The 17,506-nt window shown below is 48.7% G+C and carries 16 protein-coding genes; 14 read left to right on the top strand and 2 right to left on the bottom strand.

Annotated features, from left to right (window positions below; genetic code table 11):
- Nucleotides 1–288 precede the first annotated feature (288 nt).
- The 5 genes from fabD (at nucleotide 289) to rnc (ending at nucleotide 4,513) form a co-directional block, all read left to right on the top strand.
- Nucleotides 289–1,224, top strand: a complete 936-nt coding sequence (gene fabD, locus ABD014_RS01430; RefSeq protein WP_343856575.1) for an ACP S-malonyltransferase — start codon at nucleotides 289–291, stop codon at nucleotides 1,222–1,224.
- A gap of 168 nt (nucleotides 1,225–1,392) precedes the next feature.
- A complete protein-coding gene (gene fabG / locus ABD014_RS01425; protein ID WP_343856573.1) occupies nucleotides 1,393–2,142 on the top strand; it encodes a 3-oxoacyl-[acyl-carrier-protein] reductase in 750 nt (249 codons plus the stop codon).
- 67 nt (nucleotides 2,143–2,209) lie between these two features.
- On the top strand, nucleotides 2,210–2,443 hold the full coding sequence (gene acpP / locus ABD014_RS01420; protein ID WP_068780664.1) for an acyl carrier protein: 234 nt from the start codon (nucleotides 2,210–2,212) through the stop codon (nucleotides 2,441–2,443).
- Nucleotides 2,444–2,569: 126 nt separating this feature from the next.
- Entirely contained in the window at nucleotides 2,570–3,808 is a 1,239-nt protein-coding gene (fabF, locus tag ABD014_RS01415) for a beta-ketoacyl-ACP synthase II (protein ID WP_343856570.1), read from the top strand.
- Nucleotides 3,809–3,820: 12 nt separating this feature from the next.
- On the top strand, nucleotides 3,821–4,513 hold the full coding sequence (rnc, locus tag ABD014_RS01410) for a ribonuclease III (RefSeq protein WP_343856568.1): 693 nt from the start codon (nucleotides 3,821–3,823) through the stop codon (nucleotides 4,511–4,513).
- A 124-nt stretch (nucleotides 4,514–4,637) separates the two neighbouring features.
- Here the strand turns inward: rnc and ABD014_RS01405 are convergent, their stop codons facing one another.
- The gene (locus ABD014_RS01405; RefSeq protein ID WP_343856567.1) at nucleotides 4,638–6,059 is read right to left on the bottom strand and encodes a serine hydrolase domain-containing protein; all 1,422 of its coding nucleotides are present in this window, start codon (nucleotides 6,057–6,059) and stop codon (nucleotides 4,638–4,640) included.
- Between the two features lie 210 nt (nucleotides 6,060–6,269).
- Here ABD014_RS01405 and smc point away from each other — a divergent pair, with 210 nt between their 5' ends.
- From smc to trmD, 9 genes are all read left to right on the top strand, one after another.
- Entirely contained in the window at nucleotides 6,270–9,842 is a 3,573-nt protein-coding gene (smc, locus tag ABD014_RS01400; RefSeq protein ID WP_343856564.1) for a chromosome segregation protein SMC, read from the top strand.
- An 83-nt stretch (nucleotides 9,843–9,925) separates the two neighbouring features.
- Nucleotides 9,926–10,927, top strand: coding sequence for a signal recognition particle-docking protein FtsY (ftsY, locus tag ABD014_RS01395; RefSeq protein WP_343856562.1), 1,002 nt, complete (start codon nucleotides 9,926–9,928; stop codon nucleotides 10,925–10,927).
- Between the two features lie 107 nt (nucleotides 10,928–11,034).
- On the top strand, nucleotides 11,035–11,682 hold the full coding sequence (gene trhA, locus ABD014_RS01390; protein WP_343856559.1) for a PAQR family membrane homeostasis protein TrhA: 648 nt from the start codon (nucleotides 11,035–11,037) through the stop codon (nucleotides 11,680–11,682).
- A gap of 219 nt (nucleotides 11,683–11,901) precedes the next feature.
- A complete protein-coding gene (locus ABD014_RS01385; protein ID WP_343856556.1) occupies nucleotides 11,902–12,255 on the top strand; it encodes a putative DNA-binding protein in 354 nt (117 codons plus the stop codon).
- Nucleotides 12,256–12,338: 83 nt separating this feature from the next.
- Nucleotides 12,339–13,715, top strand: a complete 1,377-nt coding sequence (gene ffh / locus ABD014_RS01380; protein WP_251407193.1) for a signal recognition particle protein — start codon at nucleotides 12,339–12,341, stop codon at nucleotides 13,713–13,715.
- 239 nt (nucleotides 13,716–13,954) lie between these two features.
- The gene (gene rpsP, locus ABD014_RS01375) at nucleotides 13,955–14,227 is read left to right on the top strand and encodes a 30S ribosomal protein S16 (RefSeq protein ID WP_068780673.1); all 273 of its coding nucleotides are present in this window, start codon (nucleotides 13,955–13,957) and stop codon (nucleotides 14,225–14,227) included.
- 22 nt (nucleotides 14,228–14,249) lie between these two features.
- Entirely contained in the window at nucleotides 14,250–14,480 is a 231-nt protein-coding gene (locus ABD014_RS01370; protein WP_068780674.1) for a KH domain-containing protein, read from the top strand.
- Nucleotides 14,481–14,632: 152 nt separating this feature from the next.
- Complete coding sequence (gene rimM, locus ABD014_RS01365) at nucleotides 14,633–15,151, top strand: ribosome maturation factor RimM (RefSeq protein WP_343856544.1); 519 nt, start codon at nucleotides 14,633–14,635, stop codon at nucleotides 15,149–15,151.
- A gap of 3 nt (nucleotides 15,152–15,154) precedes the next feature.
- On the top strand, nucleotides 15,155–15,910 hold the full coding sequence (gene trmD, locus ABD014_RS01360) for a tRNA (guanosine(37)-N1)-methyltransferase TrmD (protein WP_343857316.1): 756 nt from the start codon (nucleotides 15,155–15,157) through the stop codon (nucleotides 15,908–15,910).
- Nucleotides 15,911–15,967: 57 nt separating this feature from the next.
- Here trmD and ABD014_RS01355 read toward each other — a convergent pair whose 3' ends face one another.
- The gene (locus ABD014_RS01355; protein ID WP_343856542.1) at nucleotides 15,968–16,924 is read right to left on the bottom strand and encodes a polysaccharide deacetylase family protein; all 957 of its coding nucleotides are present in this window, start codon (nucleotides 16,922–16,924) and stop codon (nucleotides 15,968–15,970) included.
- Nucleotides 16,925–17,506 lie beyond the last annotated feature (582 nt).

Raw genomic sequence — 17,506 nt, 5'->3', positions numbered from 1 at the left:
GTAGTTTGTACGTGAGCACCTGAGGTGTTTCCGTAGGTGACTTCGTAAGCATCTGCTTAGGCCCGGGTGAATTCAAGATTCGATGTCGAATTAACTTTCAGTGTTACTTCGTGTTAGATATAGAATTTATTCGTTATCAGCTATGCTGATGAAATTCTATATCGCAAGAAAACCTACCGCTGAATCGCGGTCGCTCATCCTTGAATGACCTCGATCGGTTTTCCTTATCAAAAGCGGGCTTTTTGAACAACCTCTAAGAGCGAATAATAAGGAGTGCAGATTAATAAAATGGGAAAAATAGCGTTTGTTTTTCCGGGACAAGGTTCCCAGAGTGTCGGCATGGGTAAAGATCTGTTCGATCAATCCCCGGATGCAAGACGATTATTCGAGCTGGCGGATGCGAAGCTTGGCTTCTCGCTTAGCGAACTGATCTTTGAAGGTCCTGAGGATGAACTGAAGCAGACAGCCAATACGCAGCCTGCCCTGCTCACCACAAGTGTCGTCATGTATGAGGCCCTTGCCGCTAGAGGGATTAAGCCGGATTTTGTAGCCGGTCATAGCCTGGGGGAATACAGTGCGCTTACAGCTGCTGGTGTATTGTCTTTTGAAGATGCCGTATCTATCGTCCGCGCCCGCGGCCAATTTATGGAACAGGCTGTACCAGGTGGACAAGGTGCAATGGCGGCTGTGCTTGGAGGAGAACGCAAGAGCCTAGAGGAGCTATGTGCTGAAATTAGCAATGGCGGTCACCTGGTTGAGTTGGCCAACGTCAATTGTCCGGGACAGATCGTTGTATCTGGCAGCAAAGAAGGCGTTGGACAAGTTCTAGAACGTGTGAAGGAAATAGGCGCGAAAAGGGCGATACCGCTCGAAGTAAGCGGTCCGTTCCATTCTTCTCTCATGCGAGAGGCGGCAGAGCGTCTTAACGGCAAGCTGGATAGTGTATCCTTCCAGGATGCTCATGTACCGGTTGTCGCTAACGTAACGGCACGTCCGGTGCAACAGTCTGAAGAGATTAAGCAACTGCTCGTGGAGCAAGTGTATTCTCCTGTTCTGTGGTCTGACAGTATAGCCTGGCTGATCGAACAAGGTGTGGACACCTTTGTTGAATTGGGGCCAGGAAGCGTTCTGACCGGTTTGATTAAGAAAATCGACAAGACGGTTGCTTCATACAATGTGAAAGACTTAGAAACGCTGGAGAAGACGATAGAGGCACTGGGCTAATAGATTATTGGCGTTGATAATCAGGAATAATATGCATATATTATAAAAAAATATTTGTTTTACAATATTTTAGTTGATTTCTGGCGGCAAAGATCGTATCATAGTTTCTCGTACTACGAGGAACCGTCCCGGAATGATCTGTTTTATCCTAGGAAAGGAGATGGATGTATGAGCAAATTGCTTGAAGGACAAACTGCACTTGTTACGGGCGCATCACGCGGGATCGGGCGCAGCATCGCTCTTGCTCTTGCTGGCGCCGGCGCCAATATCGCCGTGAATTATGCGGGCAACGAGGAAGCGGCAGCTAAAGTCGTAGCTGAGATTGAAGCGCTTGGGGTTAAGGCGTATGCGGTTAAAGGCCATGTCGGCGATAGCGAGCAATTCGATGCCATGGTGAAAGGCGTTGTCGAAGCCTGGGGTCGAATTGATATTCTGGTGAATAATGCTGGAATTACTAGAGATAATTTGATCATGCGCATGAAGGAAGAAGAGTTCGATGAAGTGATCGCTACGAATCTCAAGGGTGTCTTCAACGGTATTAAATCCGTAACTCGTCCGATGATGAAGCAGCGCTCAGGCCGGATTATTAATATTTCCTCCGTAGTCGGCGTGCTAGGCAATGCTGGTCAGGCGAACTACGTGGCAGCTAAGGCTGGCGTAATCGGATTGACCAAGTCGGCGGCACGCGAGCTGGCTTCGCGCAATATTACCGTGAACTGTATCGCACCAGGGTTCATTGAGACCGATATGACGGATCAATTGCCGGAAGAGGTGCGGCAGGGCATGCTAGGGAATATTCCGCTGGCACGTCTTGGACAGCCAGAGGAGATTGCTAAGGTGGCTTTGTTCCTCGCTTCGGACAGCGCATCCTATATGACAGGACAGACGCTGCACGTAGATGGCGGAATGTATATGTAATTTGCTTCTTCCTTCTATGGCTTTTTAACTTAGATTCTCGTATAATACCAAAGAGGAGGTGAACCGGATGTCCGATGTATTTGATCGCGTAAAACGCATTGTAGTGGATCGCCTCGGCGCTGATGAAGCCGAAGTAACGCTTGAAGCGTCTTTCAAAGATGACCTGGGTGCTGATTCCCTTGATGTGGTTGAACTTGTTATGGAATTAGAAGATGAGTTCGATCTGGAAATTTCAGACGAAGATGCAGAGAAGATTACGACTGTAGGTGAAGTTGTTAACTACATACAATCTCATACCTAATGTCATGACAAAGTCCCGTACCTCCTTTCAAGCAGGCGGGACTTCTCCTCTTCTATTGTTATTTTACGACCGTATTCGAACATGTAAATTGAATTTACACATGAAGTCTATATGAGGTGAGTGTGTTTGAAACATAGAGTAGTCATAACCGGTATGGGCTCTGTTACAGCCCTTGGCAGCGATTTGGATACGCTCTGGAATAACTTGATTCAAGGTAAATCCGGGGTGTCGCAAATTGAGTCTTTTGATGTCAGTGAATATACGACGCGAATTGCCGCTTCGGTTAAGGATTTCAATCCTGAGGATTATATGGATCGCAAGGATGCGCGCAAGATGGACCGTTTCGTCCAATTTGCCGTTGCTGCTGCTAGCCGTGCGCTGGCCGACAGTGGTCTGAACATTGCGGAAGATACGGACCCGGAACGGGTTGGTGTCATGATCGGTTCAGGGATCGGCGGCCTGGGAACTTGGGAAGATCAACATTCCATTTTGCTGGAGAAAGGTCCTAAGCGGGTTAGCCCGTTCTTCATTCCGATGATGATTGCGAATATGGCTTCCGGCCAGGTATCGATCATGTTCGGCGCGAAGGGACCTAACAGCACTGCGGTGACTGCGTGCGCGACCGGAACTCATTCCATCGGCGATTCGTACAAGATGATCAAATACGGCGATGCTGATGTGATGATTTGCGGCGGCGCGGAAGCAACGATCCGTCCAACTGGACTTGCAGGATTCTGTTCAATGCGGGCGATGTCAACCCGTAATGATGATCCTACGAGAGCGAGCCGGCCGTTTGATGCTGAGCGCGATGGTTTTGTTATGGGTGAAGGGTCCGGCGTATTGATCCTAGAATCACTGGAGCATGCTCAGAAGCGCGGAGCCAAAATTTACGGCGAGGTCATCGGCTACGGCCTGAGCGGAGACGCTTACCATATGACCGAACCGAACCCGGAGGGTCCGGAGCGTTGTATGAAGATGGCGATTCGTGATGCTGATATCGATCCGAGCGAAATTGATTATATTAACGCACATGGTACTTCTACCCCTGTCGGCGATAAGTCGGAGACGACCGCTATCAAGCGTGCGCTTGGCGATCATGCTTACAAAGTGGCAATCAGCTCGACCAAATCGATGACAGGCCATCTGCTCGGTGCGGCAGGCGGTGTGGAAGCGGTAATCTGCGGATTAACGCTTCAGCATGGATTGATCGCGCCAACTATTAATTTAGAGCATCCGGATCCGGAATGTGATCTGGACTACGTCCCTAATGAAGCAAGACAGGCGGATGTTAGAATTGCTATGTCTAACTCTTTCGGATTTGGCGGTCATAATGCCACCATTATTCTGAAGAAATTCGAAGCATAAGGGGTCAGTCAGTTGAGTGGAGATTTAAAGCAATTACAGCACAAACTTCAACTGGTATTTCACAATAAGCAGTTACTAAGACAGGCTTTTACCCATGCATCTTATGTGAATGAGCATCGCTTCAATCAGCATGAGGACAACGAACGCCTGGAGTTTCTAGGCGACGCTGTCCTTGAGCTAACGGTGTCGGAGCATTTATATCACTTGTTTCCGGACCGTCCTGAAGGCGAGCTTACGAAGCTTCGGGCAGCCATTGTCTGCGAACCGTCGTTAGTACGGTTTGCAGAGCGCCTGGAGTTCGGGAAATACGTGTTGCTTGGCAAAGGGGAGGAAATGACGGGCGGACGAACCCGTCCTGCTCTGCTGGCAGACGTATTTGAATCTTTTGTAGGAGCTCTGTATTTGGATCAGGGCCTGGAGGCGGTCACCGCTTTTTTGCATCGCTACATTTTCTCGCAAATCGTGTTTGACGGGAAGCTTCAGACCACCGACTATAAAACGGAGCTTCAGGAATTAACCCAGCATCATAATATGGGAGCCTTGGAGTACCGGATTGTTGAAGAGAGAGGCCCGGCGCATGAACGCGAATTCGTCTCTGAAGTCTGGATGGACGGACGCAGTTTAGGGCGCGGGACCGGTAGGTCGAAGAAGGAGGCCGAACAGCAGGCAGCGCAAGTCGCGCTAGAGCAGCTTCGGCAGGCTTAACTCGAATATAAAAAAATAAGAATAAGAGTTCGAAGGGGCTTCCTATTACCATCTTTATGGCAATGGAAAGCCCTATTCTTTTGAATCTGATATATATTTTGTCCAGCGACTTTACCTGACTCGGTTAACCCGCGATTAATTGGCGAATATCTCTCATCATCGTTAGTGTATCCACACCGCCATGATTACCGAGCAGAATAATTGTGATTCCCCCGCCCACTTCGCGAGATATACCGGTTGAATATCCGGTGCCGCTGCCGTTGTGGAATACAATCTTATGGTCAGCTGTCAGATCGATCATCCAGCCGTATCCATAATTCTTATAAGAATAGGGTGTGAACAGCTTATCAAGCGAATCCTGATTCAGTAGATCGGTCGTATTTAAGGCGGCGTCCCATTTCAATAGATCATCAACAGTGGAGTATAACCCTCCAGAGCCGGGCTGTGTATAGTATGAGCCGGCAAGCGTCCACTGATCGGATTTGGATACATAGCCTTTGATCACCTTCGTGTGTTGATCCGCGATCCCGCTCTCTGTCATGTGAAGAGGAACTATGAAGTGACTCTGGATGAAATCGGCGTAGCTCATGCCGGATACGATTTCGACGATACGACCAAGCAGCATATAACCACTGTTGCTGTACTTAAAATCCGCACCCGGGGTAAAGGCGAGTGGCTTGCTTTTGATTGCCTCAATGGTCTGTTCTAATGTTAAGCCCGCGGTACGAGGGAAATTGGAGGCCAGGCCAGACGTATGCGATAGCAGCATATGTAGCGTGATCTCGTCTCCTTGCGGAAACCCAGGGATATACGATTCCAGTGTATCATCCAGCTGCAGCTTGCCGTCCTCAGCCAGCTTCATAACCGCTGCGGCCGTGAAGGCTTTGGTTAAAGAAGCGATTCTTGTCTGGTCATCCGGCGTGATCAGCTTGTCAGGGCCGTTGAGGCCGTAGCCTTTACGAAGCAGAACTTGACCATGATCAGCAACGAGTGCTATACCTGAAAATTGCTGGCGTATTAAGTATTCATCGGCGCTATTCGCAGCATCCATGATGATCGTACTATGATCCGCAAGCAGATTTATCTGGCGAATCGGATTGGAAGAGGTAGTAACATTTGCCCCAAGCGCCGCTGCAAGTGTTCGCAACGGGACCATAGTAGCGCCATTATGTAATAGTGAAGCGGCTGGCGCCTGTAACTGAGTATAGCCATTAATAGTGAAATAACGAGTCTCCGGACGATGATCAATGATATTCCCGTGAATCAGCATTTCGGTGGCTCGTTTGTTCTTGTTCCACTTGACCTCAGCGCCCAATTGCTCGGCTGCCTCCCGAAGCGGAACATAGGTAGTTCCTTTGTAGACGAATGGACCAGAGCTCGTCCAAGCTAATGGGCTGCCATTCAGCAGGATGTCTGGGGCTGCCGTCGTTTTCGTTACCACGCTGTTCTGGGCGTAGGCAGGAGAAGAGAATCCGGCCAGCGAACCGATAAGGAGCGAAGAGATTACAAATGGAAGCAGAATAGCAGGTCTTAAAGACTTATTCATTGGGTGTCTCCTTTGTACAAATCTAGGTTGTCTATCAGACTAGCAAACCTGCTGGAAGATTTCAAGATGAACTGGAATCTCATATTCTTTTAGATAGACATAAAATGTATAGTTGATCTTGCTGCGCTGAGCCTGTCCCCATGCCTTTTATCCTTCTGTCCCAGGGACTGTGTGTGTGTTACAATAGTCGTTAGAGGTGATCGTGAACGTATGTTTTTGAAACGGATTGAATTAGCAGGTTTTAAATCATTTGCCGACAAGACGGAGATGGAATTCGTCCGCGGCATTACCGCTGTAGTAGGACCGAATGGCAGCGGGAAGAGTAATATCTCCGACGGGATTCGCTGGGTGCTGGGAGAGCAAAGCGCCAAATCCCTGCGTGGCGGTAAGATGGAGGATATCATCTTTGCCGGGAGTGATGCGCGCAAAGCAGTGAATTATGGCGAGGTTTCCCTGACGCTGGACAATGGCGACCATGCCTTGCCGCTGGATTTCAGTGAGGTTACCGTAACGCGGAGGGTCCACCGCAGTGGAGAAAGTGAATATTTGATCAATAAGCAATCCTGCCGGTTGAAAGATATTACCGAGTTGTTCATGGATACCGGGATCGGGAAGGAAGCCTATTCGATTATCGGGCAAGGACGGATCGAGGAGATTCTGAGTACGCGCTCTGAGGATCGCCGCGGTATCTTCGAGGAGGCCTCCGGAATTGTTAAGTATAAGAACCGCAAGCGTGATGCGAAGCGGAAATTGGATGATACCGAGCAGAACCTGCTAAGAATTCACGATCTGGTCAGTGAACTGGAGGATCAAATCGGACCGCTGAAGGAGCAATCCGAGAAGGCATTAAAATATAAACAATTACGCGATTCGCTTAAAAATATAGAAATTTCCTTATATGTACATCAAATCGAGCAAATTCATGAATCGTGGAGCGTTACAAATGATAGATTGGGTGAGTTAAAAGAGGAAGAGCTTGCCCTATCTACAGTCGTATCGGCCCATGATGCGAAGCTTGAGAGCGATCGACTGGCGCTGCGCCAGGTTGAGGACAAGATTGAGATTTTGCAGAATCAGTTGCTTGAAAATAGTGAAAAATACGAGAAGAGTGAAGGCTTTGGCGAAGTTCTGAAAGAACGAGCCAAGAACTTGACACAGAATCGGGAGCAGCTTGAGCAATCCCTGGCTGCAAGCGAGGAGCGTTATGCACAGCGCGAATCTGAAATGAAGCAGTTGGCTGAGAAATTTGCCGCGGCAGAGCAGCAGTTGACAGAGCTTCGTGATGAGCTGCAGTCTGAGGAAGTGAAGCTGATCGGGGTCACCGGCGGGATAAGCCAAGAGCAGGAGGAAGGCCTGAAAGGCCAATTGCTCGAGATCATGAACCAGATGGCCGGGATGCGTAATGAGATTCGCTATAACGATCAGCAGAAGGAAGCTGTGCAGCGTAGAATGCAGCGCTCGGAAGAAGAAGGAACCAAGTGGAGCGAGCAACTGGAGCAGCTCAAGGGCAAGAAGACTCTATTGGAGAATACGCTTCAGCAATTAGGGGTAGAAATCGCTGATTTACGCGGCAAGTACATTACAGAAAGTGAACGATGCCAGTCTCTGCACCGGCTGGTTGAGGAGAGCCAGAACGGAATCCGCAAATGGGAGCAGAAGCGTGAAGGACTCGTCTCGCGCCGCGATACGATGAAGGAGATGGAGGAGGACTTTGACGGCTTCGCCCTCGGGGTTAAGGAAGTACTCAAGGCCTCGCGCAAATCGGTGCTTCATGGGGTACATGGCGCGGTAGCCGAATTAATCCGCGTGCCAGAGAAGCTGGAGATTGCCGTGGAGACGGCGCTTGGAGCAGCGATGCAGCATATCGTCATGGAAAATGAAGCTGTATCACGTCAGGCCATTGCATTCTTGAAGCAGCGCCAACTGGGTAGAGCGACATTCCTGCCGCTCGATGTTATCCGCCCAAGGCAGATCTCAGCGGCGGACAAGCGGTTAATGGAGGACGCTGAGGGATTTGTAGGCATCGGAGCTGAATTGGTAGGCTACGATTCAGAGTATAACAATATTGTTGGCAGCTTGCTCGGCAATGTAGTGTTCGCCAGTGATCTGGAGCGGGCCAATAAGATGGCGGCTCGCTGCCAATATCGCTTCCGGATCGTTACGCTGGAAGGCGACGTCGTAAATGCAGGCGGTTCGATGACCGGGGGCAGCCAGCACCGTAAGAACAGCAACCTGCTGGGACGCAAGCGTCAACTCGATCAGCTTGCTACCGACATTCGTGAAGCGGATGAAATGCTGGATAAGCTGCGCAAAGGGCTGGCTGATGTGCGTGAACAGGTGGTTGCGTCGGAGCAATCGCTCGAGAAGCTGCGTGAGGCTGGAGATCATAAGCGGACTGAGGAGCAATCCGTTGCCAGCGATATGAAGCAAATTGAGCATGAATGGAGACATGTGTCCGAGCAATTCGAGCTGTATGGCCAGGAGAAAGGCCATTATCTGAAAGAGATCGAAGAGCTGGAGCAGGCCAAAGTTCAGGCGGAAGCGAAGCTGGTTGAGCTGGAGAAGGAAGAGCAGCGTGTGCAGCAATCGATCCAGGCGGCTGAGTATGCCCGCAAAGCAAATGAATCAGCGAAGGAAGAACTGCAGGACCGCTTGACGGGATTGAAGGTTCGTGAAGGCAAGCTGGATCAGGAATGCTTCTCTATAAGAGAGCAATTGCGCCGTTCTGAGGAAGATTGCAGCATTCTCAAGCGTGAGTTGGAGCAGAACCGCAGTATTTTGCAGTCGATTGTGGCAGACTTAGAGAAGAATATACATCAGAGCTCTACGCAGCGTGAAGAGCTGAATGAGTATAAATTAAAGAAGGAACGCGCCGGAGAACAGCTTGAGTTGGAGAGAGCGTCACGGGTTGTGCTCGTCAAGAAGCTGTCCGATGGGGAGAATGAGACAAAAGAACAGCGCCTGGCATTGAAGGCCGTTGAAGAGAAGCTGCGTCAAACGGAAATTCAGGCCAACCGGCTCGATGTTGAGCTGGAGAATATTCTGAGCAAGCTGAGTGATGATTATGAACTGAGCTACGAGATGGCGAAGCAACGTTATCCGATTCCGGAGGATGTTCCAGCGGCGCAGGCCGAGGCGAAGGAATTAAAGCGGCAGATCACCTTGCTTGGAGAGGTTAGCCTCGGGGCGATTGAAGAATATAATCGCGTCAATGAGCGTTATCAGTTCCTCACCGAGCAGAAGAATGACCTGGTTGAAGCGAAGGCGACCTTGTATCAAGTCATCCAGGAGATGGATGAAGAGATGTCGAAGCGCTTCAAGATGACCTTTGATGCAATCAGACGCGAATTCGGCACCGTGTTCACGAAGCTGTTCGGCGGTGGCCGTGCGGATTTGCAGCTGCTGGACCCGAGCAATCTGCTCGAGACGGGCATCGATATTGTAGCTCAGCCTCCAGGCAAGAAGCTGCAGAATTTGCAACTCCTATCCGGGGGGGAGAGGGCGCTTACGGCGATGGCGCTGTTGTTTGCTATTTTACAGGTTAAGCCGGTTCCATTCTGCGTGCTCGATGAGGTTGAGGCTGCGCTGGATGAAGCTAACGTCATTCGTTTCGCTCAATATTTGCGTGAATTTTCCGAGCAGACCCAGTTTATCGTCGTGACGCACCGCAAGGGGACGATGGAAGAAGCAGACGTGCTCTACGGCGTGACGATGGAGGAAGGCGGCGTATCCAAACTCGTCTCCGTGAAGCTGGATGATGAGGATACCGTAGAAATCGCCTGATATACTCTCAAGGATTTTCGTAAATCGTAATCTAGGTTAATATACAAATGAACTTTTTTTGAAGAAGAATGAGGAGGCAGCATATGAGTTTCTTTAAAAAACTAAAAGAGAGCATCTCTTCAAAAACCGAATCCGTAACGAAGCAGTTCAAGGACGGTCTGGAAAAGACGCGGAAAGGCTTCGTGGAGAAGGTTGCCGAACTGGTGACCCGCCGCAAGAAGATCGATGAAGAATTCTTCGAGGAATTGGAAGAAATATTGATCGGCGCCGATGTAGGCGTGAATACAGTACTGGAATTGATCGATGATCTGCGTGACGAAGTGAAGAAGCGCAAGATCGAAGATGCAGCAGATCTGCAGCCGATTATGTCGGAGAAGCTGATTGGGTTGCTGCGTGGGGATGAGGATAATGAGATAAAGCTCAATCCAGACGGAATTACTGTTATCCTATTCGTCGGTGTCAACGGAGTTGGTAAGACAACCACGATTGGTAAGCTGGCGCACTACTATAAGCAGCAAGGTAAAAGAGTGCTGATGGCCGCAGGCGATACGTTCCGCGCAGGAGCGATCGAGCAGCTGGAAGTATGGGGAGAACGCGCCGGCGTTGAAGTCATCAAGCAGAGTGCCGGCTCAGACCCGGCAGCCGTCATGTTCGATGCGGTTCAAGCCGCCAAGCAGCGCGGTGTAGATATTCTGCTCTGCGATACGGCGGGTCGTCTGCAGAACAAATCGAATCTGATGGAGGAATTGAACAAAATATTCCGCGTCATCAAGCGTGAAATTCCCGGAGCTCCGCATGAGGTGCTGATGGTGCTTGATGCAACGACGGGTCAAAATGCGCTTGCTCAAGCTAAGCTGTTCGGTGAGAAGAGCGGGGTTACCGGCCTTGTGCTGACCAAGCTCGATGGCACTGCCAAAGGCGGCATCGTCATCGCCATTCGTCAGGAATTGAGTCTGCCGGTGAAGTTGGTCGGACTGGGTGAGAAGATGGAAGATTTGCAGAAATTTGACTCCGAGCAGTTCGTACACGGTTTGTTCGCCGGATTGATTCAAGAGGAAGAAGAGACGGCGAATATTGAGCAGTAAGAATGATAGGTCAACAGGGTCAAGGAACCTTTATGGGCTAGCGCCCATATTCTAACGATAGAAATAAAGATCTAGAGTTAAACATGATTAGATAAGGAGGCGGCAAGATGGCGAATACTCATACCTACCCACGCCGTGAAGAAGTTGCCAATGCAATTACCCATGGCATTGGTGCGATGCTCAGCCTGGCCGGGCTTGTGCTGCTCATCGTCTTCTCCAGCTTAAAAGGTACAGCCTGGCATATCGTCAGTTTTACCATTTATGGAGTCAGCATGCTGCTGCTCTATGTTTGTTCCACTTTGGTGCATAGCTTCAAGGAGGGCAAGGTCAAGGATCTGTTCGAATTCTTTGATCATTCCTCGATCTACCTGTTCATTGCCGGTACCTATACTCCATTATTATTGGTAGCCATTCGCGGTCCGCTCGGCTGGAGCTTGTTCGGAATCGTATGGGGGATCGCCTTGCTGGGCGTTCTATTCAAGGCATTCTTCGTGAAGCGATTCCTGTTTATGTCGACGATCTTCTATTTGATTATGGGCTGGCTGATTATTATCGCCTGGGGGCCGCTAACAGCGGCAATTCCGCAGCCGGGAATCGTACTGATTGTAACCGGCGGTATTCTGTATTCACTGGGAACGATCTTTTACGTATGGCGTATATTTCCGTATCATCATGCGATTTGGCATCTATTCGTACTGGCAGGTAGCGTAACGCATTTCTTTGCGATTTTACTCTATCTTTTGCCGCACCATTAATTTTCTGAGCTTGTAAATCTTCATCTAAAAAATCTTTTGGCCGCTATCAGCAAGCTGACAGGCGGCCATTTGTATTACAAGAGAAGGTTCAATTTTGCTCATACCAGATCGATGTTACACATGTTAAGGAATTTCGCTTGACAACCTTTTGCTGATTCGTTATTATAGTGAATGTTGATGCGCTGTAAAGTGTTTTTCCTTGACGGAGGGGGTGCCCAGATGAGTCAAGAGAATAAGCTTGAGAAGACGAACCGGATCAACCTGTTATTCGATTTCTACGAAACGCTGCTCACCGAAAAGCAGCAGACGTTTCTTAAATATTATTTTTTGGATGACTTCTCCCTTGGGGAGATCGCAAGCGAATTCGGTATTAGCCGGCAAGCGGTGTATGAGCATATCAAGCGTGCCGAAGAAGTACTCGAAGCTTACGAAGAGAAGCTTGGGCTGTTGCGCAAGGATGAAGAGCGCGTCAGGATGGTAGCCGAATTGAAGCGATTGATGGAACAGAGCGAGATGTCTCCGTTACATAAAGAGACGATCTTGGATTTGCTTAAGCAAGTGGAGCGATTGTAAAATTGAAGTTAAGCTAATGAGATAGATGCTTCGTGATCAAAGATTGAACTTTGTACCAAAGAATGAATGGAGGTGACGGGACAATGGCATTTGAAGGATTGACAAGCCGATTGCAGAGTGTATTCAGTAAGCTTCGCGGCAAAGGCAAGGTTTCGGAAGATGATGTAAATGAAGCGATGCGTGAAGTTCGACTCGCTTTGCTGGAAGCGGACGTTAACTTTAAAGTCGTTAAGGAATTCATCGCCAAGGTGAAGGAAAAGGCCGTTGGTAGTGAGGTGATGGAGAGCTTCACTCCGGGGATGGTCATCATCGATATCGTTAACAAGGAATTGACGGAATTGATGGGGGGGACCCAATCGAAGCTGGCCAAGAGCAATCGCCCGCCAACCGTTATCATGATGGCAGGTTTGCAAGGGGCAGGTAAGACGACAACCTCGGCCAAGCTGGCCAAGCTGTTGCTTAAGGGGAATCACCGTCCACTGCTTGTTGCTGGGGATATTTACCGCCCGGCTGCGATCAAGCAGCTGCAAGTACTTGGCGAACAGATCAAGGTGCCGGTATTTACGCTGCCAGCTGGCAACAGCCCGGTAGAGATTGCTCGTCAGGCGTTGCAGCATGCTAAGGATAACGGCAACGATTATCTGTTGATCGATACTGCAGGTCGGCTGCATATTGACGAGGAACTGATGGAGGAGCTCCGTCAGATCCATGAGGTGACGAAGCCGGATGAAGTGCTGCTCGTTGTTGATGCAATGACTGGGCAGGACGCGGTCAACGTAGCCGAGAGCTTCAATAAGCAATTAGAGCTGACAGGTGTCGTACTGACGAAGCTGGATGGCGACACACGTGGCGGTGCAGCGTTGTCGGTCAAGGCGGTTACCGGCTGTCCGATCAAATTTGCGGCGCTGGGGGAGAAGATCGATGCGCTTGAGCCGTTCCATCCGGAACGGATGGCGTCTAGAATTCTCGGAATGGGTGACATGCTCTCCCTGATCGAGAAGGCCCAATCCAATATCGATACTGAGAAAGCGAAGGAAATGGAACGGAAAATGCGCAATGCGGAATTTACGTTCGATGACTTCCTTGAACAGATGGATCAAGTGAAGAAGCTCGGTCCAATCGATCAGATCCTGGACATGATTCCGGGGATGGGCAAGATGAAGCAAATGAAGGACATCAAGGTTGACGAGAAGCAGATGGGCCGGGTAGAGGCAATCGTGCACTCGATGACCACAGAAGAGAAGCAGAATCCTGATCTCATCAATCACAGCAGACGTAAGCGGATCGCTACGGGTAGCGGTACGAGCCTGGCTGATGTGAATCGCTTAATCAAGCAGTTCGATGAGATGCGCAGAGTGATGAAGCAGTTCTCGGATATGATGGGCCCTAAAGGCAAAGGCAATAAAATGATGAAACAGCTCAGCAAAGCGGGCAAAGGAATGAAATTTCCGTTCCGGTAATTTCTAACGAAACTACAGAGCGTTATTTTCGCAAAAACAGCAGTACAAAAATTTTAACGAAACACTATATCGTTATTCAGAGGAAATCCGGTCTTGGACACCCAATTTGCTCTAATAGCGATACCCAGTTTCGTTAGAATTAAGAGCAGCCCTTTTTGCTGCAAATAGCGTTACCATGTTTCGTTAGAATCGATCCGGTTATCTATAGCAGCAGGTAATCTTTAAAGGAGGTGAAATTGGTGGCAGTTCGTATTCGTTTGAAACGCATGGGTGCTCATAAAGCTCCTTTCTACCGTATCGTGGTATCGGATTCCCGTTCCCCACGTGATGGTCGCTTTATCGAAGAAATCGGTTATTACAACCCGGTTGCACAACCGGCAGTAGTAAACATCGACGAAGAAAAAGCGTTGCAATGGTTGCAAAATGGTGCTCAAGCATCTGATACAGTTCGCAATTTGCTTAGCAATGCAGGCGTAATGAAGAAATTCCATGAGTCTAAGTTGCAAAAATAGTTGCTGATTCTGGAGGGTCCATATGGAACAATTAGTCGGCGTTATTGCGAAGGCTCTTGTTGATCATCCGGACGATGTCCGTGTGGAGGTCGTTGAGAAGGAACACCTGATTGTATATGAATTATCCGTACATCCTGATGATGTGGGGAAAGTGATTGGCAAACAGGGGAGAATCGCCAAGGCGCTCCGCACGGTTGTGGCATCGGCAGCCGTTAAGATGGATAAACGGGTTACCGTAGATATCATGTCTTAAACATATACGAAAGCGGGTTAGGAGATCCATCCTAGCCCGCTTTCGTACATGCAGCAAGCATGTATGAAACGGGCAGCTCTTGATGAATATAATCTTGATCCATTCAGATCAGGCATATTGGGATATAGTATTTTTGCATTTGGGAGGATGTTATGTCGGATACTTTGTTGATGGTAGGGAAGATTGTTAACACTCACGGAATTCGCGGGGAGTTGAAAATACTGCCGCACACCGATTTCCCTGAGGTCAGATTTGCTCCGAAGAGTAAGCTGAAGATTGTAAACCCGGATAGTGGCGTGATAACTGATGTGACGGTAGCATCTGCGCGTCCGGTTAAGCAGATGTATGTCGTTAGGTTCGAAGGTTACGACAATATTAACCTGGTTGAGAAATACAAAGGCTGTGAGCTGAAGGTTACCAAGGAAGAGTCGGTCGAATTGCCGGATAATGAATATTATTTCTACGAAATTATCGGCTGCCGGGTCGTCAGTGATGAAGGCGAAGAGCTTGGGGTTATTGAAGAAATCCTCCGTCCAGGGGCCAATGATGTATGGGTTGTTAAAATGCCCTCCCGCAAGCAGCTGTTACTTCCAGTGATCGATGATGTTGTGCTTGATGTCGACGTGAAATCGAAGCTGGTGAAAGTTCATCTGCTGGAAGGATTGTTGTAAATGATGAGAATGGACGTTCTGACCTTATTCCCGGAAATGTTCGAGGGCGTATTCCAGAGCAGTATTCTCGGCAAGGCCAGGGATAAAGGGCTTGTAGCATTAAATGCGATCAATTTCCGCGAGTACGCCGGCAACAAGCACGGCACGGTAGACGATACTCCATATGGCGGTGGCGGGGGGATGGTGCTGAAGCCCGATCCCATCTTTCACGCTGTGGAGGATTTGCTGGGTAGAAAAGGGATAGAGGCAACCGGAAAAGCGCCACGTATCATTCTGATGTGTCCGCAAGGGGAGACATTCACCCAGCGCAAAGCGGAAGAGCTTGCTCAGGAGGAACATTTGATCTTTATTTGCGGTCATTACGAAGGCTATGACGAACGCATCCGCGAGCATCTAGTGACTGACGAATTATCGATCGGTGACTACGTGCTGACCGGGGGAGAAATTCCGGCGATGACGGTAATCGATAGTGTTACGCGGTTATTGCCTGGAGTTCTTGGCAATGAGACGAGCGCAGTAACGGATTCCTTTAGCACCGGGCTGCTTGAGTACCCTCATTATACACGGCCTGTGGAATTCAGGGGCTGGAAGGTGCCTGATATTCTGCTCAGTGGTCATCATGCTAATATTGAACTGTGGCGCCGCAGAGAAGCGTTGCGCCGTACCTGGTTGCGAAGGCCGGATCTGCTTGAGTATCTGGAGCTATCCAAGGAAGATATAGCCTGGCTCAAGAAGTTGGAGAATGAAGCTGAACAATAAGAAGAACCCTCAAGTTCCACGTCCAGTGGGCCTGAGGGTTCTTGTGGTTGGAACTTGTTAATAGGAAGAGTTCAAGTTTAGCGCATCCTGAGGTGTGACCTTATGCTGCAGCAGCTCTGGCAAGTTGGTCTTCGAGGTAACGGTCAACCGGTTCAATTTGATCAGAGGGTCGCCTGGCTTTACGAATCCTTGGCGAACTGTGAATGCCATACGATAACCATTCTTCTTCAAATCATAGATCATTTGCCGCGATTTCTCACCGAAGGGATATGCGAAATAAGGAGTGTCGATCCCGGCAGCTTTGATTGTTTGAATATCCTTTTGCAGAAGAGTAGTATCAAGTGCTAGTGATTTGGTATCACCACATTTAGGGAATCCTTTACGGTGCAGATCATATGTATGGCTATGATATTCGAATACATCCTTGGAAGCTTCTATTTCTGCGCGGGACAGGAAACTCTTTTTGTTAGGATCAAACGCCACAGTCTGCTCTTCAATCTTGCTGCCAATCATAAAGATGGTGGCATGGAAATCATACTTCTTCAGAATCGGATAAGCGTAAATATAGTTGTTCTGATAACCGTCATCGAAGGTTAATACGATCGATTTCTCTGGCAACGATATTTCGCCGAGGACGTACTGTTCAAGCTCTTCCAAAGTTGCGGTATAGTACCCTTCATCATGGAGGTATTCCATATTTTCTTCAAAGGCTTCAAGATTGATGACCGATTTGTTTCCCGGTTCTCGATTGTTAGCCTTCGGGGTAATATAATGATACATCAGAACGGGGACTTCTTTGGCTGTACCGGGTTTTACTGTGAAGCCAACGGGAAGTTCATTCGACTTGGATCCCTTGAATCCGTAGTGGGTGATCATGAATGACTTGTCCTTAACCATTTCCCAAGAGGTACAGGCCTTGTGGGATAATGCATTGGTTGGGTGAGTAACTGCGAAAAAATAAACGATGATGAATACAGCTAAAATGAATGAACCTACTTTTACGAATCGTACCATTTTTCTCTCCTACGTCTATATTTATCTATTTTTACTTCATAATTATAATCGACACGCCCTATAATAAAGTTACAAAATTGGAATGAGAATTTATGAATGGATAACGAATCGAATAAAACACAAAAAAACGGCGCAAGCTCACGGAATGAATCCGTTCAGCTTACGCCATTTTTTTGGTTTGAATGATAATTAGTTTACCGTCTGATGTACGCCTGACTCCTGTCTTATACTTCGGGTGTGGAGAACATCTGCTAACCAGATGCTGGCGCCAAATACCACGATTGGGATCGCAAGGATAAAGGAGGCGGTTATAATCATGCTAAGCACCCTTCCGTTTTTTACATATCATATCATACGTTGCACAATCGCGACAATCCTTTAACGCGTTGAGGGGGTGTTAATTATTTCTTAGGCACACCCTTGCAGGGGCACGAGGCATTGGCTTATAATCGACTTATCACAGATGACGAGCACAGACTTTCGTAGAGAAAACCTTATATGACGGTTTCATGCATACCATATCGGGGTATGGCGCAGTCAGGTAGCGCGCGCCCTTGGGGTGTCCTCGACATTTATCGCGTA

The sequence above is a fragment of the Paenibacillus motobuensis genome (genome assembly GCF_039521865.1).
GTDB classification, from domain to species: domain Bacteria; phylum Bacillota; class Bacilli; order Paenibacillales; family Paenibacillaceae; genus Fontibacillus; species Fontibacillus motobuensis.
Note: the sequence above shows the minus strand (reverse complement) of the source record. Positions and strands in the feature narration are given on the sequence as shown.

What these genes read in the sequence shown, in the direction of transcription:
- fabD (WP_343856575.1), top strand. Translation starts at nt 289, where the DNA reads ATGGGAAAAATAGCGTTTGTTTTTCCGGGACAAGGTTCCCAGAGTGTC.
- fabG (WP_343856573.1), top strand. Translation starts at nt 1,393, where the DNA reads ATGAGCAAATTGCTTGAAGGACAAACTGCACTTGTTACGGGCGCATCA.
- acpP (WP_068780664.1), top strand. Translation starts at nt 2,210, where the DNA reads ATGTCCGATGTATTTGATCGCGTAAAACGCATTGTAGTGGATCGCCTC.
- ABD014_RS01405 (WP_343856567.1), bottom strand. Translation starts at nt 6,059, where the DNA reads ATGAATAAGTCTTTAAGACCTGCTATTCTGCTTCCATTTGTAATCTCT.
- smc (WP_343856564.1), top strand. Translation starts at nt 6,270, where the DNA reads ATGTTTTTGAAACGGATTGAATTAGCAGGTTTTAAATCATTTGCCGAC.
- ftsY (WP_343856562.1), top strand. Translation starts at nt 9,926, where the DNA reads ATGAGTTTCTTTAAAAAACTAAAAGAGAGCATCTCTTCAAAAACCGAA.
- trhA (WP_343856559.1), top strand. Translation starts at nt 11,035, where the DNA reads ATGGCGAATACTCATACCTACCCACGCCGTGAAGAAGTTGCCAATGCA.
- ABD014_RS01385 (WP_343856556.1), top strand. Translation starts at nt 11,902, where the DNA reads ATGAGTCAAGAGAATAAGCTTGAGAAGACGAACCGGATCAACCTGTTA.
- ffh (WP_251407193.1), top strand. Translation starts at nt 12,339, where the DNA reads ATGGCATTTGAAGGATTGACAAGCCGATTGCAGAGTGTATTCAGTAAG.
- ABD014_RS01370 (WP_068780674.1), top strand. Translation starts at nt 14,250, where the DNA reads ATGGAACAATTAGTCGGCGTTATTGCGAAGGCTCTTGTTGATCATCCG.
- rimM (WP_343856544.1), top strand. Translation starts at nt 14,633, where the DNA reads ATGTCGGATACTTTGTTGATGGTAGGGAAGATTGTTAACACTCACGGA.
- trmD (WP_343857316.1), top strand. Translation starts at nt 15,155, where the DNA reads ATGAGAATGGACGTTCTGACCTTATTCCCGGAAATGTTCGAGGGCGTA.
- ABD014_RS01355 (WP_343856542.1), bottom strand. Translation starts at nt 16,924, where the DNA reads ATGGTACGATTCGTAAAAGTAGGTTCATTCATTTTAGCTGTATTCATC.